This is a genomic window from Plantibacter sp. 2H11-2 (genome assembly GCF_050031945.1).
Taxonomy (GTDB): domain Bacteria; phylum Actinomycetota; class Actinomycetes; order Actinomycetales; family Microbacteriaceae; genus Plantibacter; species Plantibacter auratus.
In genome coordinates, this window is sequence record NZ_JBNBBL010000006.1 from 249,300 (window position 1) to 273,229 (window position 23,930).

General features: G+C 69.0%; 24 protein-coding genes. 19 read left to right on the plus strand and 5 right to left on the minus strand.

Annotated elements, in window-relative coordinates:
• Positions 1-47 precede the first annotated feature (47 nt).
• Positions 48-1,046 (plus strand): methylenetetrahydrofolate reductase, encoded by a 999-nt coding sequence (locus ACQG07_RS13835; protein WP_411558492.1) that lies wholly within the window; start codon positions 48-50, stop codon positions 1,044-1,046.
• Positions 1,043-3,370 (plus strand): 5-methyltetrahydropteroyltriglutamate--homocysteine S-methyltransferase, encoded by a 2,328-nt coding sequence (gene metE, locus ACQG07_RS13840; RefSeq protein WP_426738550.1) that lies wholly within the window; start codon positions 1,043-1,045, stop codon positions 3,368-3,370. Before ACQG07_RS13835 ends, metE begins: the two co-directional genes overlap by 4 nt.
• Before the next feature lie 84 nt (positions 3,371-3,454).
• On the opposite strand, the gene lexA is transcribed toward metE, so the two are convergent.
• Positions 3,455-4,153, minus strand: coding sequence for a transcriptional repressor LexA (lexA, locus tag ACQG07_RS13845; RefSeq protein ID WP_071262299.1), 699 nt, complete (start codon positions 4,151-4,153; stop codon positions 3,455-3,457).
• A gap of 271 nt (positions 4,154-4,424) precedes the next feature.
• Between lexA and ACQG07_RS13850 the strand changes: the two genes are divergently transcribed.
• From ACQG07_RS13850 to ACQG07_RS13860, 3 genes are all read left to right on the plus strand, one after another.
• Positions 4,425-4,817 (plus strand): LysM peptidoglycan-binding domain-containing protein, encoded by a 393-nt coding sequence (locus ACQG07_RS13850; protein ID WP_079002676.1) that lies wholly within the window; start codon positions 4,425-4,427, stop codon positions 4,815-4,817.
• A gap of 89 nt (positions 4,818-4,906) precedes the next feature.
• A complete protein-coding gene (locus ACQG07_RS13855) occupies positions 4,907-6,367 on the plus strand; it encodes an amino acid permease (protein WP_426738551.1) in 1,461 nt (486 codons plus the stop codon).
• Between the two features lie 31 nt (positions 6,368-6,398).
• The gene (locus tag ACQG07_RS13860) at positions 6,399-7,478 is read left to right on the plus strand and encodes a histidinol-phosphate transaminase (RefSeq protein WP_426738552.1); all 1,080 of its coding nucleotides are present in this window, start codon (positions 6,399-6,401) and stop codon (positions 7,476-7,478) included.
• Positions 7,479-7,512: 34 nt separating this feature from the next.
• Here the strand turns inward: ACQG07_RS13860 and sufU are convergent, their stop codons facing one another.
• Both sufU and ACQG07_RS13870 read right to left on the minus strand, forming a co-directional pair.
• On the minus strand, positions 7,513-7,950 hold the full coding sequence (sufU, locus tag ACQG07_RS13865; RefSeq protein WP_191941341.1) for a Fe-S cluster assembly sulfur transfer protein SufU: 438 nt from the start codon (positions 7,948-7,950) through the stop codon (positions 7,513-7,515).
• Positions 7,947-9,254, minus strand: a complete 1,308-nt coding sequence (locus ACQG07_RS13870) for a SufS family cysteine desulfurase (protein WP_426738553.1) — start codon at positions 9,252-9,254, stop codon at positions 7,947-7,949. Before ACQG07_RS13870 ends, sufU begins: the two co-directional genes overlap by 4 nt.
• A 110-nt stretch (positions 9,255-9,364) precedes the next feature.
• On the opposite strand from ACQG07_RS13870, the gene hisB reads away from it, so the two are divergent.
• The 4 genes from hisB (at position 9,365) to ACQG07_RS13890 (ending at position 12,248) form a co-directional block, all read left to right on the plus strand.
• Positions 9,365-9,973: an imidazoleglycerol-phosphate dehydratase HisB gene (gene hisB / locus ACQG07_RS13875; protein ID WP_079707070.1), complete on the plus strand. Its 609-nt coding sequence runs from the start codon at positions 9,365-9,367 to the stop codon at positions 9,971-9,973.
• Positions 9,970-10,605, plus strand: a complete 636-nt coding sequence (gene hisH / locus ACQG07_RS13880; protein ID WP_159879037.1) for an imidazole glycerol phosphate synthase subunit HisH — start codon at positions 9,970-9,972, stop codon at positions 10,603-10,605. The genes hisB and hisH overlap by 4 nt, the downstream gene beginning before the upstream one ends.
• An 85-nt stretch (positions 10,606-10,690) precedes the next feature.
• Positions 10,691-11,437, plus strand: coding sequence for a bifunctional 1-(5-phosphoribosyl)-5-((5-phosphoribosylamino)methylideneamino)imidazole-4-carboxamide isomerase/phosphoribosylanthranilate isomerase PriA (gene priA, locus ACQG07_RS13885; RefSeq protein WP_079707068.1), 747 nt, complete (start codon positions 10,691-10,693; stop codon positions 11,435-11,437).
• Positions 11,421-12,248, plus strand: coding sequence for an SseB family protein (locus ACQG07_RS13890; protein WP_426738554.1), 828 nt, complete (start codon positions 11,421-11,423; stop codon positions 12,246-12,248). Before priA ends, ACQG07_RS13890 begins: the two co-directional genes overlap by 17 nt.
• Positions 12,249-12,275: 27 nt before the next feature.
• Here the strand turns inward: ACQG07_RS13890 and ACQG07_RS13895 are convergent, their stop codons facing one another.
• Positions 12,276-12,647 carry a DUF1844 domain-containing protein gene (locus ACQG07_RS13895; RefSeq protein ID WP_426738555.1) on the minus strand — a complete coding sequence of 124 codons (372 nt, stop codon included), beginning with the start codon at positions 12,645-12,647 and terminating at the stop codon, positions 12,276-12,278.
• A gap of 269 nt (positions 12,648-12,916) precedes the next feature.
• Between ACQG07_RS13895 and infC the strand changes: the two genes are divergently transcribed.
• From infC to pheT, 10 genes are all read left to right on the plus strand, one after another.
• Positions 12,917-13,543: a translation initiation factor IF-3 gene (gene infC, locus ACQG07_RS13900; RefSeq protein ID WP_079002671.1), complete on the plus strand. Its 627-nt coding sequence runs from the start codon at positions 12,917-12,919 to the stop codon at positions 13,541-13,543.
• Between the two features lie 15 nt (positions 13,544-13,558).
• Entirely contained in the window at positions 13,559-13,753 is a 195-nt protein-coding gene (gene rpmI / locus ACQG07_RS13905) for a 50S ribosomal protein L35 (RefSeq protein WP_056012069.1), read from the plus strand.
• Positions 13,754-13,780: 27 nt separating this feature from the next.
• Entirely contained in the window at positions 13,781-14,167 is a 387-nt protein-coding gene (gene rplT, locus ACQG07_RS13910; protein ID WP_064294422.1) for a 50S ribosomal protein L20, read from the plus strand.
• A 102-nt stretch (positions 14,168-14,269) separates the two neighbouring features.
• Positions 14,270-15,070: a TrmH family RNA methyltransferase gene (locus tag ACQG07_RS13915; protein ID WP_426738556.1), complete on the plus strand. Its 801-nt coding sequence runs from the start codon at positions 14,270-14,272 to the stop codon at positions 15,068-15,070.
• Between the two features lie 221 nt (positions 15,071-15,291).
• Entirely contained in the window at positions 15,292-16,011 is a 720-nt protein-coding gene (locus tag ACQG07_RS13920; RefSeq protein ID WP_079707380.1) for an amino acid ABC transporter ATP-binding protein, read from the plus strand.
• A 91-nt stretch (positions 16,012-16,102) separates the two neighbouring features.
• On the plus strand, positions 16,103-16,999 hold the full coding sequence (locus tag ACQG07_RS13925; protein ID WP_426738557.1) for a glutamate ABC transporter substrate-binding protein: 897 nt from the start codon (positions 16,103-16,105) through the stop codon (positions 16,997-16,999).
• A 107-nt stretch (positions 17,000-17,106) separates the two neighbouring features.
• Positions 17,107-17,754, plus strand: a complete 648-nt coding sequence (locus ACQG07_RS13930; RefSeq protein WP_124769498.1) for an amino acid ABC transporter permease — start codon at positions 17,107-17,109, stop codon at positions 17,752-17,754.
• Positions 17,751-18,650: an amino acid ABC transporter permease gene (locus tag ACQG07_RS13935; protein WP_138944586.1), complete on the plus strand. Its 900-nt coding sequence runs from the start codon at positions 17,751-17,753 to the stop codon at positions 18,648-18,650. The genes ACQG07_RS13930 and ACQG07_RS13935 overlap by 4 nt, the downstream gene beginning before the upstream one ends.
• Positions 18,651-18,741: 91 nt before the next feature.
• Entirely contained in the window at positions 18,742-19,782 is a 1,041-nt protein-coding gene (gene pheS, locus ACQG07_RS13940) for a phenylalanine--tRNA ligase subunit alpha (RefSeq protein ID WP_064294511.1), read from the plus strand.
• Positions 19,783-19,784: 2 nt separating this feature from the next.
• Positions 19,785-22,298, plus strand: a complete 2,514-nt coding sequence (pheT, locus tag ACQG07_RS13945; RefSeq protein WP_426738558.1) for a phenylalanine--tRNA ligase subunit beta — start codon at positions 19,785-19,787, stop codon at positions 22,296-22,298.
• Positions 22,299-22,370: 72 nt separating this feature from the next.
• Here the strand turns inward: pheT and ACQG07_RS13950 are convergent, their stop codons facing one another.
• Positions 22,371-23,930, minus strand: coding sequence for a helix-turn-helix domain-containing protein (locus tag ACQG07_RS13950; protein WP_124769494.1), 1,560 nt, complete (start codon positions 23,928-23,930; stop codon positions 22,371-22,373).

Sequence of the window (23,930 nt, forward strand, 5' to 3'; positions counted from 1 at the left end):
CTGCGTGGTCGCCGGCTCTCGATCCGCTGCCACCGAGACGAGACCTCATGACCACGACGGAGCCCGCCTGTCCCAGGCGCACCCCCTTCTCGTTCGAGCTGTACCCGCCGAAGACGCTCGACGGCGGCGTCGCGCTCGCACGGACGGTCGAGCACCTGGCCGCCGCCGGCCCGGAGTTCATCTCGGTCACCTTCGGCGCCGGTGGTTCCTCGCGAACGGCGAGCCTCGACGTGCTGCGCAGCATCAGGACGTCGACCTCGGTGGATCCGATGGCCCATCTCACCTGCGTCGGTTCGACGCACGCGCAGGCCAGCCGACTCATCAAGGACTTCCTCGATGCCGGGGTGCACAGTTTCCTCGCGCTCCGCGGCGACCCGCCCGCCGGAGCCGTCGAGGGGGACGCCTTCCTCGGTGATCTGGGGAGTGCCGCAGAACTCGTGCAGCTCATCGGCCGGGTCAGTGCCGAGCACGAGCCGTACGCCGAGGGGTCGCTGGCCGGACTCCCGGGCGCGGTGCAGCTCGGTCGACGCCGTCGGCCTCGGATCGCGGTCGCCGCGTTCCCCAACGGTCACCCGCGCTCCCGGTCGACGACGCAGGACCTCGACACCCTGTTGGCCAAGCAGGCGGCGGGGGCGACGCTCGCCATCACCCAGCTCTTCTTCCATGCCGACGACTACCTCGCCTTCGCCGAACGTGCGAGACGTCACGGCGTCACCATGCCCATCCTGCCGGGCGTGATGCCCATCACGAGTCCGGCGCGGCTGCGTCGGGTGCTCGAGCTCAGCGGCGAGGCGCTCCCGAGCGACCTGGCCATCGCACTCGAGGTCGAGCCGGACGAAGCGGGACGGATCGACATCGGCACGGAGTATTCCGCCCGACTCATCCGCGACGTCGTCGCGGGCGGTGCGCCGGGCGTCCACCTCTACGCCTTCAACCAGCATCGGACGGTGCTCGACGTGTTGCACCGTGCCGGCATCCCCATGCAAGGCGACCGACCGGTCCGCCATCCCATCCCCGATCCACTCACCAGCAAGGACGCACGATGATCCCCACCTCCGCATTCCCCGTCGGCACCATCCTCGGCTACCCGCGCATCGGGCCGAACCGGGAGCTGAAGCGCGCCGTCGAGTCCTTCTGGGCCGGCCGGATCGACGCCGAAGCGCTCGAGCGGACGGCCTCCGAGCTGCGCGCCGCCACGCGTGCCCGCCTCGCGGGGCTCGGCCTCGATCCGACGAACGCCGCGATCCCCGAGAGCTTCTCGTTCTACGACCAGGTCCTGGACGCCGCGCTCACCGTCGGCGCCGTCCCGGAGCGCTTCTCGTCGCTCGTCGGGGCCGACGGCCGGGTCGACCTCGCCGGGGCGTTCACGATCGCTCGTGGCGCCGGCGACCTCGCCCCGCTCGAGATGACGAAGTGGTTCGACTCGAACTACCACTACCTCGTCCCGGAGATCGGCGAGTCGACCCCGTTCGCGCTCTCCGACGACCGAGTGGTCGAGCAGTTCCGCGAGGGCCTCGCCGAGGGGTACGTGACGCGGCCGGTCATCGTGGGCCCCGTGACGTTCCTGCTGCTGTCCAAGGCGGCCGAGGGGGCCTCAGTAGGATTCGCCCCGATCGATCGACTGGAGGCGTTGCTGCCCGTCTACGCGGAACTCCTCCAGCGCCTCGCCGCTGCCGGCGCGCCCTGGGTGCAGCTCGACGAACCCGCACTGGTGTCGGAGACGTTCGACGTGCCGAGGTCGACGGTCCTCGCGGCGCTCGAACGATCGACGGCCGTCCTGTCCGCCGTGTCGGACCGACCGGCGATCTTCGTCGCGGCTCCCTACGGCGCCTTGGGCGACGCCCTCCCGGTGCTGGCCGCCTCGGGCGTCGAGGCTGTCGGTGTCGACCTCGTCCGAGGCGGCCTGCCGGAGTCGTCTCCCGGACTCGCCACGAAGACCGTCGTCGCGGGAGTGATCGACGGCCACAACGTGTGGCGTGGCGACCTGGCGGCCGCGGCCGATCTCCTGGCGCGCGCGGTGGAGCGCTTCCCACAGCTCGCGGTGTCCACCTCGACGTCCCTGCTGCACGTCCCGCACGACGTGTCGGTGGAGACGAGGCTCGACCCCCGTCTCCGGAGCTGGCTCGCCTTCGCCGACCAGAAGGTGGATCAGATCGCGGTCCTCGCACGCGGCCTCACCCGGGGGCGTGCGTCCATCGCGGCCGAGCTCACCGCAGCGTCGGCCGCGCTCGACGATCGGCTGGCCGCGCCCGGCGTCGTCGATGCCGCCATCCGCGCACGAACGGCAGCGCTCGCACCAGCCGACTTCACCCGAGGCGACTACCAGGAGCGCGCCGCGGCGCAGGAGCAGGCGCTCGGCCTGCCGTTCCTCCCGACGACGACGATCGGTTCCTTCCCGCAGACCGGCGACATCCGTCGCGCCCGCGCGCAGCGGGTCGCCGGGACGCTCGACGAGGAGGCCTACGTCGAGACGATGCGCGCGGAGATCGGGCGCGTCGTGGCGCTGCAGGAGGACCTCGGCATCGACGTCGTCGTCCACGGTGAGCCCGAGCGCAACGACATGGTCCAGTACTTCGCCGAGCACCTCGACGGGTTTGCCGTGACGGAGCACGGGTGGGTGCAGTCCTACGGTTCGCGATGCACCCGTCCGTCGATCCTGTGGGGTGACGTCTCGCGGCCGGCGCCGATCACGGTCGAGTGGTCGGCCTACACGCAGTCGTTGACCACCAAGCCGGTGAAGGGCATGCTCACGGGCCCGGTGACGATCCTCGCCTGGTCGTTCGTGCGCGACGACCAACCGCTCGCCGAGACGGCGAACCAGGTCGCCCTCGCCCTGCGTGACGAGATCGCCGACCTGGAGCGGGCCGGCATCCGCATCATCCAGGTCGACGAACCCGCACTCCGCGAACTGCTCCCGCTCCGGCGGGCCGACCAGGGGCGGTACCTCGACTGGTCGGTGGGCTCCTTCCGGCTGGCGACCGCGGGCGTGCGCGCCGAGACGCAGATCCACACCCACCTCTGCTACTCCGAGTTCGGTGTGGTGATCGACGCGATCCGACGACTGGACGCCGACGTGACGAGCATCGAGGCGGCACGGTCTCGGATGGAGGTCGTGTCCGACATCCGGGCGAGTGGTTTCGACCACGGCATCGGCCCGGGCGTCTACGACATCCACTCGCCTCGGGTGCCGAGCGTCGCGGAGGTGACCGCGTTGCTCGAGATCGCGCTGGAGGGGATCCCGCAGCGCCAGGTCTGGGTGAACCCGGACTGCGGACTCAAGACGCGAGGCTACGAGGAGACGGTCGCCTCCCTCGCCAACATCGTCGAGGCGACGCGTGCGGTCCGCGCACGGGTCGGTGCGACCGGCTGACGTCGAGGGGCCTGCACGGACGAGGGCCGGGACGATCCACGGATCGTCCCGGCCCTCGTCGGTGTCGCGGAATGGTCCGGTCGGTCAGACCGTCCGGAGCACGGCGACGACCTTGCCGAGGACCTCGGCGTGGTCGCCGAGGATCGGTTCGAAGGCCGAGTTCCGGGGGAGCAGCCAGGTGTGACCGTCGCGCTGGCGGAACACCTTCACGGTCGCCTCCTCGTCGAGCATCGCCGCGACGATCTCGCCGTTCTCGGCGGTCTTCTGCTCGCGGATGACGACCCAGTCGCCGTCGCAGATCGCGGCGTCGACCATCGAGTCGCCGACGACCTTCAGCATGAACAGACTGCCCTTGCCGACCAGCTGGCGGGGCAGGGGGAAGATCTCCTCGACCTGCTGCTCGGCCGTGATCGGGATGCCGGCGGCGATGCGACCGACGAGCGGGACCATGGCGGCGTCGCCGACCGGGGGAGCGGAGTCGGGATCGCTGCCCTCGACGGCGCTCGGCAGGTCGATGAGCACCTCGATGGCGCGGGGACGGTTGGGATCGCGTCGGAGGTATCCGCTGAGTTCGAGCTGTCCGAGTTGGTGCGTGACACTCGACAGGGAGGCGAGCCCGACGGCGTCGCCGATCTCGCGCATGCTCGGCGGATATCCGCGCTGTGAGACCGAACGCTGGATGACGTCGAGGATCGCCAGCTGCTTGTCGCTCAGGCTCTTCCGTCGCCGGGTGCCGCCGATCTGGCGCTCCCGGGCTCCGTCGCCCGCCGTGTTCGCTGCCATCTTCGCTCCTGCCCTGATCGGCTGTCGGTGACCGATGTCGGTGGGTGGTGGTGTACTGCTTCCAACACTCGAAACTGTATCCGCACCAGCTCCTCCAGACAAACATCTGTTCGAGCGTGTCGCCGATCCCGCGCGTCGCAGGTACGAAGACAGGGTTGAGTATTCGAACAATCGAAGATATATTCGGAACACAGGTTCGTATCCGGCACTCCTGGTCGAGTGTCGGGTACGAGTCCTCATCACACGATGAGCACACTCTTGGAGGGTTGACATGAGCGCAGCACTGATCGGGTCCCACCGGGCGCTTCCCGCACGGACGGCGCAGGTACCGACGTCAGACGCACCGTCCACACGCCGACTCCGCCTGACGAAGCGCGGTCGCGTCGTCTTCACCACGCTCGCCGCCATCCCGCTGGTCATCGGCGTCGCGGTCGTCGGACTCTCCGCAGGCGGTGCCGCGGCCAACACGGCGGCGGCGGGAGCCACGTTCACGTACATCACGGTCGACCCGGGCGAGTCGCTCTGGCAGCTGGCCGAGTCCATCGCGCCCGACGCCGACCCGCGCGACGTCATCGCCGAGATCATGAACCTCAACCAGCTCAGCACCGCCGGTGTCGAGCCCGGGCAGCGCCTGGCGATCCCGCAGCGCTACGCGGCCGAGTAGGCCGACAATCGGCGGGTCACTCCGCGCTGGTTCTCAGCTATCGTCGATGGCGCGGTGCAACGACGCCCGCAGCATCGTCGGAGGCAAGCATGAGTACAGACGATCGGAGCCGCTCGCTGCTCCGGAAGAAGCCGATAGCGGAGATCGAGGATGAGACCTCCGGTTCGAAGCTGTTCAAGAGCCTTGGGCTCTGGCAACTCACGGCCATCGGGGTCGGCGGCATCATCGGGGTGGGGATCTTCTCACTTGCCGGACTCGTCGCTCATGGGAGCGAGACCTCGCCCGCTGTGGGGCCGGCCGTCCTCTTCTCGTTCCTGATCGCGGGTCTCGCCTCCGCGGCCGCAGCCTTGTCGTACGCGGAGTTCGCCGGCATGATCCCGAGAGCCGGGTCCGCCTACACCTACGGGTATGTGGCGCTCGGCGAGATCATCGGCTGGTTCATCGGCTGGGACCTGTTGCTCGAGTACATCGCGATCGTCGCGGTGGTCGCGATCGGGATCTCCGGCTACTTCGACGCCTTCCTGTCCGGCATCGGGATCCACATGCCGGCCTGGATGACCTCGACCGCCGACGAGGGGAAGGGCGGCCTCGTCAATCTCCCCGCCATCTTCGTCTGTCTCCTCGTGACCTTCATCCTGAGCCGCGGGACGAAGGCCTTCGGTCGATTCGAGCTCGTCGCGGTCGGGATCAAGGTCCTGCTCATCCTGTTCATCATCGGCCTCGGTGTCTTCTATATCGACGGTGAGAACTACGACCCGTTCCTCCCCAGCGGGTTCGGGCCGGTGTTCGCCGGTGCCGCGACGGTCTTCTTCGCGGTCTTCGGATACGACGCGATGAGTACGGCGGCCGAGGAGGCGAAGGACGGCAAGAAGCACATGCCGAAGGCGATCATCCTCTCCCTCATCATCGCCATGCTCCTGTACGTCGCGGCCACCCTCGTGCTGACCGGCATGCAGAACTACACCGACATCGACCCCACCGCCGGGTTCGCATCGGCGTTCCAGAGCGTCGGCCTGCCCGTGGTGGCGACGATCATCTCCGTGTTCGCCGTCCTGTCGATCCTCACCGTGATGCTGACGTTCCTGTTGGGCGTCACCCGCGTCTGGTTCTCGATGAGTCGCGACGGTCTCCTTCCGCGGTGGTTCTCGCGCACGGATCGGCGAGGTGTGCCGCAGCGGGTGACCTGGATCGCCGGCGGCGCGGCAGCCGTCTTCGCCGGGGTGTTCCCGATCAAGCAGGTCGCCGACCTCACGAACATCGGCATCCTGGCCGCCTTCATCGTGGTCTGCGTGTCGGTGATCGTGTTCCGGTACACGAAGCCGGACGAGCCCCGCTCCTTCCGGTTGCCGTTGATGCCGTTCGTCCCGGCGTTCGGCGTCCTGGCGTCCGGCTTCCTGATCCTGCAGTTGCACTGGGAGACCTGGCTGCGGTTCGGGGTCTGGCTCGTGGTCGGTCTCATCGTGTACTTCGCCTACGGGCGACGCCACTCGCTGTTGAACCCGGCGAGCCCCCGGCACGAGGTCCTTCGTCGGGAGCGTCAGGCGGAGTGAGTGCGCCGGTCGGAGTGGCTAGCATTGTGGAGTGACCGCTCTCGACGACCTCCCCATCCGCGACGACCTCCGAGGACAGCGCCCGTACGGCGCTCCCCAGGCCCTGGTGCCGGTGGCGCTCAACGTGAACGAGAACACGCACCCGATCCCCGAGGCGGTCGCGCACGACATCGTCGCCTCGCTCGCCTCCGCGGTCCTCACGGTGAACCGGTACCCCGATCGCGAGTTCACGGAACTCCGGGAGGCGCTGGCGGGATACCTGGGTCACGGGGTGGTCCCGGAGCAGATCTGGGCGGGGAACGGGTCGAACGAGGTGCTCCAGCACATCCTGCAGGCCTTCGGCGGTCCCGGGCGATCGCTCCTCGGGTTCACGCCGACGTACTCGATGTATCCGCTCCTGGCCGCCGGTGTCGGCACCAGGTGGATCCCTGCGACGCGTGACGCCGAGTTCGAGCTCTCGCCCGAGACCGCCGCGCGTCAGATGGCCGAGGCGGATCCCGACCTCGTGTTCCTCTGCTCGCCCAACAACCCCACCGGAACACCGTTGTCGCTCGAGACCGTCACCGCGGTGTACGAGGCGTCGCGGGGCATGGTGATCGTCGACGAAGCGTATGCGGAGTTCGCTCCCGACGACGAGGCGAGCGCGCTCACGCTGTTGGAGGGGCGTCCGCGCTTGATCGTCTCCAGGACGATGAGCAAGGCCTTCGCCTTCGCCGGGGTCCGTCTCGGGTATCTTGCGGCCGACCCCGCGGTCGTCGACGCGCTGAGACTCGTCCGGCTCCCGTACCACCTGAGCGCCCTGACGCAGGCGGCCGCGACCGCCGCGCTCCGGCACGCCGACGAGATGCTGGCGATGGTCGACGACATCCGGACGCAGCGCGATCGCCTCGTCGTCGAGCTCGGGCGTCTCGGCTACGACCCGAAGCGGAGCGGATCCAACTTCGTCCTGTTCGGCGGCGTCGCCGATCCGCACGCGGCGTTCGAGTCGCTCTTGGCGCGGGGGATCCTCATCCGTGACGTGGGTATCCCGAACCACCTGCGCGTGACCGCGGGCACCGAAGCGGAGACGACCGCGTTCCTCGAGGCCCTCGCGGCGATCAGCCCCGCCTGACCAGCACTCAGCCGGGCGGAGGTGGGGCGCCTGCTCACGGCAGGCGGGAGATGGCCTCCTCGGCGGCGACCCACGGGAGCATGGCGCACTTCACGCGGGCGATGTAGCGCGAGACGCCACTGAACGCCGCGGCGTCTCCGAACCGTTCTTCGTCGAACTCGAGCGTGCCCCGCGAGCGGATGACCGTCCGGAACTCGTCGACCAGGGCCTGGAGCTCGGCCGGTGTGAGGCCTGCTGCGAGGTCGCTCAGGCAGGAGCTCGACGCCTGCGAGATCGAGCAGCCGTGCCCCTCCCAGGCGATCGGTGCGAGACGACCGTCGGGCCCGGGATGGAGCTGCAGGGTGACCTCGTCGCCGCAGGTGGGGTTGAGCTGGTGCGACTCGGCGGCGGGCGCGTCCCGCAGCCCGAAGCCGTGGCGCTGGCGGGCGTGGTCGAGGATGAGCTCCTGGTAGAGGCTCTCCAGGCCGCTCATCGGGACACCCCGAAGAACGGACCGACCAGGGTGGCCGCGTGGAGGAAGGCGTCGATCTCGGCCTCCGTCGTGTAGAGGTAGCTGCTGGCGCGGGTGGACGCGGTGAGTCCCAACCGGCGGTGGAGTGGTTGCGCGCAATGGTGACCGACGCGGACCGCGATGCCCCGGTCGTCGAAGAACTGACCCACGTCGTGGGCGTGCACACCGGCGAGGTCGAAGCTCGCCAGCCCGGCGCGAGGCGTCCTGGGTGGCGGCCCGATGAGCGTGACGCCGGGGATGGCGGCGAGTCCGGCCGCGAGACGCTGTCCGTAGGCCGCCTCGGTGGCGTGGACACGGTCCATGCCGACCGCTTGCAGGAACCGGACGGCGCTCGCGAGGGCGATCGCCTGCGACACCGGCTGGGTCCCGGCCTCGAACCGTTGCGGAGCGGGCAGGAAGTCGGCGCCGTCGAGTGTGACGGTCGTGATCATCGACCCGCCGGTGAGGAAGGGGGGAAGGGCGTCGAGCAGCCGGCGGCGACCCCACAGGGCCCCGATGCCGTTCGGACCGAGCATCTTGTGGCCGGAGAACACGAGGAAGTCGACGCCGAGGGACGCGACGTCGACGGGCAGGTGCGGCACGGACTGGCAGGCGTCGAGCACGGTCAGCGCGCCGACGCGTTCGGCGAGGGCGACGAGCTCGGAGACCGGCGCGATCGCCCCGGTGACGTTGGACACATGCGCGAAGGCGATGATGCGCGTGCGTTCGCCGATGATGTCGTCCACGGCGTCCAAGCGCAGCACGCCGTGGTCGTCGACCGGGAGGTGACGGAGGGTCGCACCGGTACGTGCGGCGAGTTGCTGCCAGGGGATGAGGTTCGCGTGGTGTTCGAGTTCCGTCACGACGATCTCGTCGCCTGGACCGAGTCGGAACCGCTCGGCGGCAGCACCACCGAGGCCGGCGCTCGCATTCCCGATGGCCCCGGCGATGAGGTTGAGGGCTGCGGTCGCGCCGGAGGTCCAGACGAGTTCCCGCTCGTCGGCACCGATGAACGCGGCGACCGTGGCGCGAGCGTCCTCGAAGAGCTCCGTCGCCTCGGCGGCCAGGAGGTGGGCGCCACGGTGGACGGCGGCGTTCTGGTGCGTCGCGTAGTCACGCTCCGCGTCGATGACCTCGATCGGGCGTTGCGAAGTGGCTCCGGAGTCCAGATAGACGAGCGGGTGTCCGTTCATCTCCCGGGCGAGGATCGGGAACCGTTCACGGAGAGCGGCGATCTCCGTCGCGTCGAGTGGGACGGCCGGGGCGATGCTGGGTGTGGAAGTCATGACCTCTCAACGATAGGCGTCGGCACGGCCTGGTGCAGCCGCATGACGCGACGATGCCCACCCGTCGACACGCGGCGTGCAGCGGCGGTGCGCTCGATACACTGGATCCCATGACCACCCAGCAGCGCACGGCCCGGATCCAGCGCGCGACGAGCGAGTCCAGCATCGAGCTGGAGTTGAACCTCGACGGCACCGGCACGAGCAGCATCGAGACCTCCGTCCCGTTCTACAACCACCTGCTCACGGCCTTCGCGAAGCACTCGCTGACCGACCTGACCGTCCGTGCGACGGGCGATGTCGACATCGACGTCCACCACACGGTCGAGGACGTCGGTATCGTCCTGGGCCAGGCGATCCGTCAGGCGCTCGGCGACAAGGCCGGCATCTCGCGATACGGGGACGCGCTGGTCCCGCTCGACGAGGCCCTCGTGCAGGCCGTGGTCGACATCTCCGGTCGTCCGTACCTCGTGCACGGCGGGGAACCGGCCGGATTCGAGTTCCACCTCATCGGCGGGCACTTCACGGGTTCGATGGTGCGTCACGTCTTCGAGGCGATCACCTTCAACGCGGGCCTCACCGTGCACGTGAACGTCCTCGGCGGTCGCGATCCGCACCACATCGCCGAAGCGGAGTTCAAGGCGTTCGCGCGGGCCTTCCGGCAGGCGAAGGCGTTCGACCCCCTGGTCCAGGGCATCCCGTCGACGAAGGGCGCGCTGTGAGTGCACGCCCGTCGGTGGTCGTCCTCGACTACGGCTCCGGCAACGTGCACTCCGCGGTCAAGGCCCTCGAGCTCGCCGGCGCCGACGTCGTGCTGACGGGTGATCGCCAAGCCGCCCAGGCCGCCGACGGTCTCGTGGTGCCAGGGGTCGGCGCCTTCGACGCGGTGATCGGCGCCCTCCGTTCCTCGCACGGCGACGAGGTTATCGACCGCCGTCTCGCAGGAGGCCGTCCGGTCCTCGGCATCTGCGTCGGGATGCAGGTGATGTTCGAGCGCGGCTTGGAGCGCGGTTCCGAGGCCGACGGCCTGGGGGAGTGGCCAGGCGCGGTCACGGAACTCGAGGCTCCCGTCCTGCCGCACATGGGCTGGAACACGGTGTCGCCGGACGCGGGGTCCGTGCTCTTCGACGGCCTCGCCGACGAGCGCTTCTACTTCGTCCACTCCTATGCCGCACAGCAGTGGACCCTCGAGGTCATGCCGCCGTTCCCAGAGCCACGCCTCACCTGGGCGACCCACGGCGTGCCGTTCCTCGCGGCCGTCGAGAACGGTCCGTTGTCGGCGACGCAGTTCCACCCGGAGAAGTCGGGCGACGCCGGTATCCGTCTGCTGTCCAACTGGCTCGGCACCCTGTAGCCGACTAGGATCAGGTGCTTGTGCCACGAGGCATGCTGTGCGCCGGGAACCGAGGGGCTCGCAGCTCCCGAAGAGACGGTGGATCATGAACGAGTTCAACACGACGGCCGGACTGACGCTGCTCCCCGCGATCGACATCGTGGACGGCAAAGCCGTCCGGTTGACGCGCGGCGAGGCCGGTTCGGAGACGAACTACGGCGAGCCCGTCGACGCGGCCCTGGACTGGGCCCGTCAGGGGGCGGAGTGGATCCACCTCGTCGACCTCGACGCCGCGTTCGGTCGTGGCGACAACCGGTCGATCATCCGCAAGGTCATCTCGAAGGCGCGCGGCGTCAACATCGAGCTGTCGGGCGGCATCCGCGACGACGCCTCCCTCGAGCAGGCGCTCGAGACGGGCGTCGCACGCGTGAACCTCGGGACCGCGGCGCTCGAGAACCCCGAGTGGGCCGCGAGCGTCATCGCCCAGTACGGCGAGGCGATCGCGGTCGGCCTCGACGTCCGTGGCACGACGCTCGCCGCTCGCGGGTGGACGCAGGACGCCGGCGACCTGTGGACCGTCCTCGACCGTCTCGAGGAGGCGGGCTGCGCACGCTACGTCGTGACGGACGTCACGAAGGACGGCACGATGCAGGGGCCGAACATCGAACTGCTCCGACAGGTGCTCGAGCGCACGGAGCGGCCGGTGGTGGCCTCCGGCGGCATCTCGAGCCTCGACGACCTGGTCGCGCTGCGCGAGCTGGTCCCCCTGGGGCTCGAGGGCGCCATCATCGGGAAGGCGCTCTACAACGGCGCGTTCACCCTGGCCGAGGCGCTGGATGTCTCGGGCCGCTGACGACTCCTCCGCGCCCGACCGGCACGGTCCGTCGGGCGGGCATGCCCAGCGTGCGATGGGTGGTGCCGATTCGGCCGGCCAGCCCTGGGCCGGTCGGAGCTTCCAGCCGAACGCGAGTTCCGGTGACGACGGCAGTGCGCCCGAGCGGCTGATCGAGTCCCTCCGACGCTTCCGGGCCGGCGAGGTCGGCGAGGCCGAGGTCGTCGACGCGTTCCGGGACTCCCGCCTGCTCATCCCGCTCGTGGCCCACCTCGGTGAGGCCGGCGAGAACGAGCACGGCCAGTTGGTCGACAAGTCGCAGGAGCTGTCCATCGTGACGGTGACCGGTCCGGACGGCCGCACCGTGCTCCCGGTGTTCAGCTCGGTGCAGGCGATGTCCGCGTGGAACCGGACGGCGAGGCCGATCCCGGCCGACGGCGTCCGGGTCGCACTGGCGGCCGCGAGCGAGCAGACGGACGTCGTGGTCCTCGATCCGACGTCGAGCACTGAGTTCGCCGTACGCCGCCCCGCGCTGTGGGCGATCGCGCAGTCGCAGCCGTGGACGCCCAGCTTCGCGGACCCGCTGGTGCGCGACGCGTTCGAGCGGTCGATCGAGCAGGAGCTCGCGGTCGTGAGTGTGCGCCTGCGAGCCGGAGATCTTGAGGCGAAGCTCGCCGGATCCGAGCTCGTGGTCGAGCTCGGCCTGCTGCAGGGACTGACCCAGCAGGAGCTCGACGCAGTGCTCGCGCGGCTGGCTCAGCGCTGGGCCGCGGACGAGGTCATCGCGACGCGCGTCGACTCGCTCGCGGTGTCGCTCCGCCCCGCCGACTGATCGGCGAGGCGGAGCGCCGCGCTGCGATCAGGTGACCGGGCCGGTCCACTTCTCGCCGGGACCCTTGCCGATGGGATCCTGGATGGTGGACGCCTCCCGGAAAGCGAGCTGCAGGGATCGCAGGCCGTCGCGCAGCGACCGGGCGTGCATGTCGCTGATCTCCGGGGCGCCCGCGGTGATGAGACCGGCGAGGGCGTTGATGAGCTTGCGGGCTTCGTCGAGGTCCGTCTGGGCGTCGGGGGCGTCCGCGAGGCCGCACTTGACCGCTGCGGCGCTCAGGAGGTGCACGGCGGTGGTGGTGATGACCTCGACGGCGGGGACGTCGGCGATGTCCCGGGTGGCCTGCTCGGCCCCTCCCGACTCGTCGTCGTGGTCGTACGGGCTGGTGGTGTTGTTCACGTGGATCCTCTGTTAGACTCGTGCGGTGCTCCGAGACATGTCTCGGTACGAAAGAGGAGATTCTCCCACCCGCGCTTGACCGCTTCACAAGGTTACCGGGTTGTCACGCTCCGCCTGTCGCTTCACCGCTTCGGGTCGTCGGGCGTGGTGCCTTCCGACAGGTGTTCTGAACACCGGCGGAGGGTACGGGTGTGTGGTGAACCGATTTCGTCGCGTCGCAGGTATCGGACCTGGTCGCGTGGCATCCCACCAAGTCAGAGGAGCTCCGCATCAGCGATCCCCGTACCAATGACCGTATCCGCGTCCCGGAGGTCCGACTCGTCGGTCCCGGCGGAGAACAGGTCGGCGTCGTCAAAATCGAGGTCGCCCTTCGCCTCGCGCAGGAAGCGGATCTCGACCTCGTCGAGGTCGCACCAAACTCCAAGCCGCCCGTCGCGAAGATCATGGACTACGGCAAGTTCAAGTACGAGGCTGCGCAGAAGGCCAAAGAGGCCCGGCGCAACCAGGCGAACACGATCCTCAAAGAGGTCCGGTTCCGCCTCAAGATCGATCAGCACGACTACGAGACCAAGCGCAAGCGCGCCGAGGGCTTCCTCAAGGCCGGTGACAAGGTGAAAGCCATGATCCAGTTCCGCGGCCGCGAGCAGTCCCGCCCAGAGCAGGGCGTCCGCCTGCTCCAGAAGTTCGCCGAGGACGTGTCCGAGTGGGGCACCGTCGAGTCCACCCCCATGGTCGACGGTCGCAACATGGTGATGGTCGTCGGTCCACTCAAGAACAAGTCCGAGGCGAAAGCCGAAGCCAACGCACAACGTGCGGCATCCAAGGCACGTCCGGCTGAAGCCGACGAAGCCGACGAGGCTGCTCCGGTGGAGTCATCCACCGACGAGAACCGATAAGAAACGAGGAATCCCATGCCGAAGCAGAAGACCCACTCCGGGGCCAAGAAGCGATTCAAGGTCACCGGCAGCGGCAAGCTGATGAAGCAGCAGGCCGGTATGCGACACAACCTGGAGAGCAAGTCCAGCCGTCGCACCCGTCGCCTGAACCAGGACCAGGTGCTGGCGCCCGCCGACGCCAAGGTCATGAAGAAGCTGCTCGGTCGCTAGACCGTTTACCCGTAAGGAACTAGGAACATGGCAAGAGTCAAAAGGGCGGTCAACGCTCACAAGAAGCGTCGCGTCATCCTCGAGCGCGCCGCCGGTTACCGCGGTCAGCGTTCGCGTCTGTACCGCAAGGCCAAGGAGCAGGTCACTCACTCCCTCGTCTACTCGTACCGCGACCGTCGTGCGCGCAAGGGTGACTTCCGTCGCCTCTGGATCCAGCGCATCAACGCGGCTTCGCGTGCCAACGGCATGACGTACAACCGCTTCATCCAGGGTCTCGGCCTCGCCGGGATCGAGGTCGACCGCCGTATCCTCGCGGACCTCGCGGTGCACGAGCCCGCCACCTTCGCGGCACTCGTCGCGTCGGCCAAGGCCGCGCTGCCCGCCGACACCTCGGCGCCCAAGGTCTCCGCGTAGTCGGAAGCCCTGCGTCCGCCCGGACGACGTGTTCGAACGGCCCGATCCCACCAGGGATCGGGCCGTTTCGTCTGTCCGGAGTGCGACCCATAGGATGGGTGCGTGCTTGACAATCCGCGGTCACCGCGCGTCCGTTCCGTCGCCAAACTCGCCAAGCGTCCGGCGAGACAGGAGACCGGCCTGTTCCTCCTCGAAGGACCCCAGGCGGTCTCGGAGGCCCTGCAGTTCCGGCCCGACCTGATCCTCGAGCTGTACGCGACGCCGACGGCCCTCGAGCGCTACACCGACATCGGGGCAGCCGCCACCGATGCGGGACTCGAGATCGAGTTCGTCACCGAGCAGGTCCTCGAGTCGATGGCCGACACCGTCACCCCGCAGGGGTTCATCGCGGTCGCGCAGCAGTTCCCGACCTCGATCAAGGACATCTTCGCCGGAGAGCCGCAGCTCGTCGTCATCCTGGAGGAGGTCCGCGATCCGGGCAACCTCGGGACGATCATCCGAGCCGCCGACGCCGCCGGCGCCGACGCCGTCGTCCTGAGCGGACGGACCGTCGACCTCTACAACCCGAAGGTCGTGCGCTCCACGACCGGCTCGCTCTTCCACCTGCCCGTCGCGGTCGGTGTCGAGCTGCCCGCCGTGCTGGAACGCGCCCGTGCAGCGGGACTGCAGACGCTCGCGGCCGACATCAAGGGCGAGGACCTCCTCGTGGCCCGGTCGGAAGGTGTGCTCGCGCAGCCGACGGCATGGGTGTTCGGCAACGAGGCCAGGGGACTCACCGACGAGCACCTCGAGCTCGTCGACCGTGCGGTTACGGTACCGATCTACGGCCGTGCCGAGAGCATGAACCTGGCCACGGCGGCATCGGTGTGCGTCTTCGAGAGCGCGTTCGCGCAGCACGCGTGAGCGCCTGAGGCGTCTACCGTCGAGGTTACGAAACGGTAACCGTAGCGCTTCCGTCATGCGCACGAAACACACGGTCACCTAGTTTGGGTTACATGGAGCCAACAGTGTCCCCGAACTCCGGCCCGACGGAACCCGATGCAGCAGCCGCGCATGGTGCCGCCGGCGCATACGAGACCACGAGCAACCCGATCCAGGCCGGGCGCGGCGAGCCCCTCGTCGTCATGGAGAACGTCGAGAAGCACTACGGCGAGTTCCACGCCCTGAAGGACATCAACCTCACCGTCAACAAGGGTGAGGTCGTCGTCGTGATCGGACCGTCCGGGTCCGGCAAGTCGACCCTCTGCCGGACGATCAACCGGCTCGAGACGATCAGCTCGGGGGAGATCCGGATCGACGGCAAGAAGCTGCCGGAGGAGGGCAAGCAGCTCGCCGAGCTGCGCGCCGACGTCGGCATGGTGTTCCAGTCGTTCAACCTGTTCGCGCACAAGACGATCCGCGAGAACGTCACCCTCGGCCCGATCAAGGTGCGCAAGCAGAAGAAGCGCGACGCCGACGATGCGGCGAAGGTGCTGCTCGAACGCGTCGGCATCGGCGTGCAGGCCGACAAGCTGCCGGCACAGTTGTCCGGCGGGCAGCAGCAGCGCGTGGCGATCGCCCGCGCCCTCGCGATGAAGCCGAAGGTCATGCTGTTCGACGAGCCGACCTCGGCCCTCGACCCCGAGATGATCAACGAGGTCCTCGACGTCATGGTGCAGCTCGCCAGCGAGGGCATGACGATGATCGTCGTCACCCACGAGATGGGCTTCGCCAGGAAGGCCGCCGACCGCGTCGTCTTCATGGCCGACGGCGAGATCCTCGAGGACACCGACCCCGAGTCGTTCTTCACGAACCCGCAATCCGAGCGGGCGAAGGACTTCCTGTCGAAGCTCCTCACCCACTGACCCATCCGACTCCGGATCGCGCGACCCGCGCGGCGACCTGGAACTGACCAACCGATCGGCCCGTCCCGGGCACCAAGGAAGGAAGGAAAACATGCGCAAGAGGCTCATGTTCATCACCGCGGGAGTCGCTGCAGCAGCGCTCGCGCTCAGCGGGTGCAGCGGCGGCGACGCCGGCACCGGATCGACCGACGGCGCGTCCGACGGCGGCGCACTCTTCGAGGTCGCCTCCGACGTCCAGCTCGAGGGTAGCCCCACGTACGACGCGATGGTGAAGGCCGACAAGGTCCACATCGGTGTCAAGGAGGACCAGCCCGGTCTCGGATACCTCGACGCCGCCACCGGCGAGCGTTCCGGCTTCGACGTCGAGATGGCCACCTGGATCGCCGCGTCGCTCGGCTTCGACGCCGACAAGATCGAGTTCAAGGCGATCCCGAGCGCCAACCGCGAATCGGCCATCGTGAACGGTGACATCGACTACTACGTCGGCACCTACTCGATCACCGACAAGCGCAAGGAGCAGATCGACTTCGCCGGACCGTACTTCGAGACCGGCCAGGGCCTGCTCGTCGCCGCGGACAACGACGACATCAAGGGCGAGGACGACCTCGCCGGCAAGACCGTGTGTTCGGCGACGGGCTCCACGCCCATCCAGAACATCAAGGACAACTTCCCCGATACCAAGACGGAGGAGTTCGACACCTACTCGCAGTGTGTCGAGGCCCTGAACGACGGCAAGGTCGACGCGGTCACGACCGACCAGGCGATCCTGATCGGGTACGCGGCGCAGTTCCCGGACGACCTCAAGGTCGTGGGCGAGCCGTTCAGCACCGAGCTGTACGGCATCGGTCTGCCGAAGGGTGACGACGCCCTCCGCCACTTCATCAACACGATGTTCACCGATGGCGGCGACACCTGGACCAAGATCTACGACGCCACCCTCGGCGCCTCCGGCACCAAGGTGACCCAGCCGGCGGTCGACGACTACTAAGCAGCGCCCCGGGCGGCCGCCGACCAGCGGCCGTCCGGGGGAGCTGTCCCGTCGACTCCGCCCAGGCGCCCGCCACGGGCGTCCCCCTCCCGAAAGGCGTGCGCGACATGAACGTCCTGCTCGACAACCTCGACCTCTTCGTCACGGGCTTCCGCAACACCCTGCTGCTCTTCGTGGTGTCGGGGTTCTTCGCGCTCATCCTCGGCACCATCGTCGGTGCCATGCGGGTCTCGCCGGTCCCGGCGATGCGCCTCTTCGGCACCGTGTACGTCAACACGGTGCGCAACACCCCGCTGACCCTCATCCTCTTCTTCTTCGCCTTCGGCTACCCGAAGCTCGGGCTCCCCGAAGTGAGTTACACGACGCTCGCGATCATCGGGCTGAGCCTCTACACCGCGACCTACGTCGCAGAGGTCCTGCGGTCCGGCGTCAACACGGTGCCGATCGGTCAGGCCGAGGCCGCACGCGCGATCGGGCTGCCGTTCGGACAGACCATGACGCTCGTCATCCTGCCGCAGGCGTTCCGTGCCGTGCTGCCTCCGCTGTTCAGCGTGCTCATCGCCCTACTCAAGAACACGACGGTCGCCGCCGGCTTCTCCGTCGCCGAAGCGGGCGCGATCCGCGCGAACCTGTCAGAGCGCGGTGAGCCGCTGCTCGTCGGTCTCCTGTGGGTCGCCCTCATCTTCGTGGCGCTCGTGTCGCTCCTGTCCCTCGCCCAACGGGCCTTCGAGAAGAAGTGGAGGATCGCGCGATGAGCTCCGTCCTGTTCGACACCCCCGGCCCGAAGGCCATCGTCCGCTATCGCTGGATCGGTGCGGCGACGGTGCTCGTCGTCGCCGGCATCCTCGCCTTCGTCGTCTTCCGCTTCATCGAGACCGGACAGTTCACCGCCTCGAAGTGGAAGCTCTTCACCTTCCCGCGCGTCTGGGAGCAGATCCTCCAGGCGACGGGTGCGACCCTGTCCGCGTTCGCGGTCGCCGCCGTCTGCAGCGTCGTCCTCGGACTGGTGCTGGCGATCGGCCGACTGTCCGACCACAAGATCATCAGCGTCCCCTTCACGATCTTCATCGAGTTCTTCCGGGCGGTCCCGGTCCTCATCCTGATGATGCTCATGTACTACGGGCTGCCGCCCCTCGGCTTCACCTTCGTGACGCCGTTCGTCGCCGTCGCCATCGCGCTGACGCTGTACAACGGCGCGGTGTTCTCCGAGATCTTCCGAGCGGGCATCGAGTCGCTGCCGAAGGGGCAGGGCGAGGCCGCCTACGCCATCGGCCTGCGGAAGTCCGCCGTCCTGCGCCTCATCCTGTTCCCGCAGGCGATCCGCGCGATGCTGCCGGTGATCATCGCCCAGCTCGTCGTCGCCCTCAAGGACACGGCACTCGGCTTCCTGATCACCTATCAGGAGCTCCTCTACCTCGCGAAGCAGTTCGGGTCGCAGGCGCTCTACGGCAGCCCGATCATCCCCTCGATCATCGTGATGGGCTCGATCTACATCGTGCTCTGCCTGATCCTCTCGGGCGTCGCGAAGATCGTCGAGGTGCGTACCCGACGGTCGCCGCGGACGCCGAAGGAACAGGCCGTGACCGAGGACACGACGACCAAGATCCTCGGCATCCAGGCGGGGAACCAGTCGTCCGGCGCGAGCATCTGACGTCGTCCCGACGGAGCCCGGGCGATCGGGCCGCCGTCGGGGCGAGGACGGTCGCCCATGTGGGCCGACCGCCTGGGTAGACTTGGCTCTCGTGTCCGACGCATCCCCAATCTCCGAACCAGCGGTGAACGCCGCGGTCGACGCCGCTCTCGAAGCGATCGCCGCAGCCACCGACTCGGCCGCCCTGAAAGCGGTCCGATCAGCCCACGCCGGCGAAGCGTCACCGCTCGCCGCCCTCAACGGATCGCTCCGCAGCGTGCCGAACGACCAGAAGGCCGCGCTCGGCAAGCTGGTCGGTCAGGCCCGCGGGCGCGTCTCGAAGGCGTTGAGCGAGCGCGAGGGCGAGATCGTCGCCGCCGAGACGGAGGCACGCCTCGCCGCCGAGGCGATCGACGTCACCGCCGTGCCACTGCGACGCGTGCCCGGTGCGCGGCACCCCCTCACGCTGCTCCAGGACCGCGTGTCCGACATCTTCGTCGGCATGGGGTGGGAGATCGCCGAGGGGCCCGAGGTCGAGAGCGAGTGGTTCAACTTCGACGCCCTGAACTTCGACGCCGACCACCCGGCCCGCGCGATGCAGGACACCTTCTTCGTGGAGCCGCTGGAGTCGCACCTCGTCCTGCGGACGCACACCTCGCCGGTCCAGGTGCGCTCGCTGCTCGAGCGCGAGCTCCCCGTGTACGTGCTCGCCCCCGGGCGCGTCTACCGCACGGACGAGCTCGACGCGACGCACACGCCCGTCTTCATGCAGTTCGAGGGTCTCGCCGTCGACAAGGGCCTGACGATGGCGCACCTGCGCGGAACGCTCGACCACTTCGTGAAGAGCGTCTTCGGTGACGACGCGAAGGTCCGCCTGCGTCCCAGCTACTTCCCCTTCACCGAGCCGAGCGCCGAGCTCGACTTCTGGCACCCGACCTTCAAGGACGGACCGCGCTGGATCGAGTGGGGTGGGTGCGGCATGATCAACCCGAACGTGCTCCGGTCCGCCGGTATCGATCCCGAGGTCTACTCGGGCTTCGCCTTCGGGATGGGCGTCGAGCGCGGTCTGATGCTGCGCGACGGCGTGCAGGACATGCGAGAGATGGTGGAGGGCGACGTCCGCTTCTCCCAGCAGTTCGGGATGGTGGTGTAGTCGTGCGTGTTCCATTGAGCTGGCTCGGGGAGTTCGTCGAACTCGCCCCGGGGACCACCCCTGAAGACGTCCACGCGGCACTCGTGCGCGTCGGGCTCGAGGAGGAGGACGTCCACCGCTTCGAGCTGACCGGTCCCATCGTGGTCGGCGAGGTCCTCGAGTTCGTCGAGGAGCCGCAGTCCAACGGCAAGACCATCCGCTGGTGCCAGGTCCGCGTCGCCGAGGGTGACGCCGAGGGCGCCGTGCGGGGCATCGTCTGCGGCGCCGGCAACTTCTTCGTCGGCGACCAGGTGGTCGTCACCCTGCCCGGTGCCGTCCTGCCCGGTCCGTTCCCGATCGCCGCTCGCAAGACCTACGGCCACGTGTCGGACGGCATGATCGCCTCGGCTCGCGAGCTCGGTCTCGGTGAGGACCACGACGGGATCCTGCGCCTCTCGACGATCGGGGTCGAGGCACCCGTCGGCACCGACGCGATCAGCCTGCTCGGTCTCGACGACGCTGCGGTCGAGCTCAACGTGACGCCCGATCGCGGGTACGCGTTCTCGATCCGAGGGGTCGCACGCGAGTACTCGCACGCGACCGGGGCGGCTTTCCGCGACCCGGCGGCGAGCGTTCCCGAAGCCTTCACCGGACCACTCGACGGCTTCCCCGTCACGATCGAGGATGCGGCGCCGATCCGCGATCGCGTCGGGTCGAGCGTCTTCGTCACCCGCGTCGTGCGCGACGTCGACCCGACGAAGCCGACCCCACCGTGGATGGTGGCGCGGTTGAAGCTCGCCGGCATCCGCTCGCTGTCGCTCGTCGTCGACATCACGAACTACGTCATGCTCGAGCTCGGGCAGCCGATCCACGGGTACGACCTCGACAAGCTCACGGGCGGCATCGTCGTCCGGCGCGCGCGGTCCGGCGAGACCTTCGTCACGCTCGACGGCCAGGAGCGGAAGCTCCACGACGAGGACCTGCTGATCACCGACGACTCGGGCCCGATCGGGCTCGCGGGCGTGATGGGTGGCCTCGACACCGAGATCACCGATGCCACGCGCAACGTCCTGATCGAGGCCGCGAACTTCGACCAGGTGTCCATCGCGCGGAGCGCGCGCCGCCACAAGCTGCCGAGCGAGGCCTCGAAGCGGTTCGAGCGCGGTGTCGATCCGCAGATCGCCGTCGCGGCCGCCGGTCGCGTCGCGCAGTTGCTCGTCGACCTGGCCGGTGGCCGGACGGACGACCTCGGCTCCACCGTCACCACGGCGCCGGATCGCGAGCCGATCCTGCTCCCCGACGACTACATCAACGGCCTCATCGGCGTCACGTTCGGAGCGGACGAGACACGATCCGCGCTCGCCGAGATCGGCGCGGCCGTCGAGGCGACCGATGGCGGCCTGCTCGTGACGCCGCCGAGCTGGCGCCACGACATCACCGGCAAGGAGGACCTCGCCGAGGAGGTGGCGCGGATCCTCGGATACGACCGCATCCCGTCGGTGCTCCCCGTCGCGCCTCCGGGACGTGGGCTCTCGCGTTCGCAGCGGTTGCGCCGTGGGGTCGCCGATGCGCTCGCCTACGGCGGCGCGACCGAGGTGTTGGCCTATCCGTTCGTCTCCGCCGAGGAGAACGCGCGGTTCGGCGCTCCGCAGCCGGGTGCGTTCCCAGCCGTGAAGCTCGCGAACCCGCTCGACGCGAAGGCCCCCTTCCTCCGTGCGTCGATCCTGCCCGGTCTCCTCGCGGTGGCCCACCGGAACGTCTCGCGCGGTCTGACCGACCTCTCGATCTTCGAGGTGGGCGCGGTGTTCCGTCCGTCCCGTCACGGCGCGTTCGGCCAGGCCGAACTCCCGCAGGCGGCGGTCCGTCCGAGCGAGGCCCAGCTCGAGGAGCTCGAGGCGGGCGTCCCGTCCCAACCACGTCATATCGGATTCCTCGCGGTCGGCAACGCCGTCGCGAAGCAGCCGGGCCAGCCCGCCGTCGCGGCCGGTATCGCGGACGCGCTCGAGGCCGTCCAGGCCGTCGCGGTGGCGACCGGTGTCGGCATCACCGTCTCGCAGGGCAGCCACCAGGCACTGCACCCCGGACGGACTGCGGCGCTGCATGTCGGCGACGTCCTGGTGGGGTACGCGGGGGAGGTGCACCCGGCGGTCGCCGAGGAGGCGAACCTGCCGCGCGTCGTGGCGGTCGCGGAACTCGACCTGGATCGCATCATCGCGCTCGGCGACGCACTGCCCGAGGCCGTCGGCATCGGAACCCTTCCCGCTGCGACGCAGGACCTCTCGCTGCTCGTCCCGGCGACGGTCTCAGCCGGTGAGGTCCTCGACGCCGTCCGGGTCGGAGCCGGTTCGCTGCTCGAGCACATCCGCCTCGTCGACGACTATCGCGGTTCGGGCGTGCCCGAGGGTGGCAAGAGCCTGACCTTCGCCCTGCGGTTCCGCGCGCCGGACCGCACGCTCACCGCGGCGGAGGCGAGCGACGCGAAGCTGGCCGGCGCGGCAGTGGCGGCCGAGCGCTTCGGCGCGAGCATCCGGGACTGAGCCGGTCGTACCGGACGACAGCGGCCCCGCGGATCGACGATCTGCGGGGCCGCGTCCGTCGGACGGGACGACTCAGTCGCGGAAGGTCTCGATCGACGCACCCAGGGTGATGAGCCGCTCCTGCAGCTGCTCGTACCCGCGAGCGATGATGTCGACGTTCCGGAGCACGCTCGTACCTTTCGCGGCGAGCATGGCGAGCAGGATGACGACGGCCGGTCGCAGCGCAGGAGGGCAGCTCACCTCGGCGCCGGACCAGTGGGTCGGCCCGGAGACGTCGATGCGGTGCGGGTCGCGCAGGCGGACGTTCGCGCCGAGTCGCGTCAGGTCGGTGAGGTGGATCGCCCTGCCCTCGTACACCCAGTCGTGGATGAGCGTGTCGCCCTCGGCGCAGGCCGCGATGACCGCGAAGAACGGGAGGTTGTCGATGTTGAGCCCCGGGAACGGCATGGGGTGGATCTTGTCGATCGGGGCGTGCAGCTTCGAGGGGTGCACGGTGACGTCGACGAGACGGGTCCGACCGTTCGCGGCTGCGTACTCGGGGGAGCGGGTGTAGCGCAGTCCCATCTCGCCGAGCGTCGCGAGCTCGATCTCCATGAACTCGATCGGCACGCGCGTGACGGTGATCTCCGAGTCGGTGACGATCCCGGCGGTGAGTAGACTCATCGCCTCCACCGGGTCCTCACTCGGCCAGTAGTCCACGTCCTCGTTGATGACGCTGCGGCCGGTGATCCGGAGCGTCGTGCTCCCGATGCCCTCGATGGTGATGCCGAGGAGCTCCAGGTAGAAGCACAGGTCCTGCACCATGTAGTTCGGGCTGGCGTTGCGGATGGTCGTGACGCCGTCGCGTACCGCGGCGGCCATGATGGCGTTCTCGGTCACGGTGTCGCCGCGCTCGGTGAGCACGACGCTCAGCTCCTCGGGCACGTCGGGGGCGACGGTGGCCTGGTACCAGCCGGCGGTCGCTTCGATGGACAAGCCGAACGGCCGGAGCGCGATGAGGTGCGGTTCGACGGTCCGGGTCCCGAGGTCGCAACCACCGGCGTAGGGGAGGGCGAAGGTGTCGTAGCGGCCGAGCAGCGGGCCGAGGAACATGAGCACACTGCGGGTCCGGCGACCGGCGTCCTCGTCGATGCTCTCGAGTGAGAGGTCGTCCGGGACGTGTATCTCGACGTCCTGGCCGTCGGGCGACCAGACCACGGAGACGCCCAGGCTGCGCAGGACGTCGATGATGCGGTCGACCTCGACGATCCGGGCGATGCCGTGCAGCGTGGTGCGGCCGCGGTTCATGAGCGCCGCGCACAGGAGCGCGACCGAGGCGTTCTTGCTCGAACGCACCGCGATGGTCCCGTGCAGCTGTCGGCCGCCCTGGACGCGGAGGTGCGAGTTCTTCTTCTGTTCGCCGAAACTGACGATCTCACTCTCGAGCGCGGTGCTGATCCGGCTCAGGAGGTCGATGCTGATGTTCTGACTGCCCTGCTCGATCCGGTTGATCGCGCTCTGGCTCGTGCCGACGCGTTCCGCCAGCTGGGCCTGGGTGAGTTTGCGTCCCTGACGGGCGCCGCGGATGAGTGCTCCGACCTGCCGGAGCGGTGCCGCAGGGTCCGTTCGTTCAAACGTTGCCGTGTCTTCCAT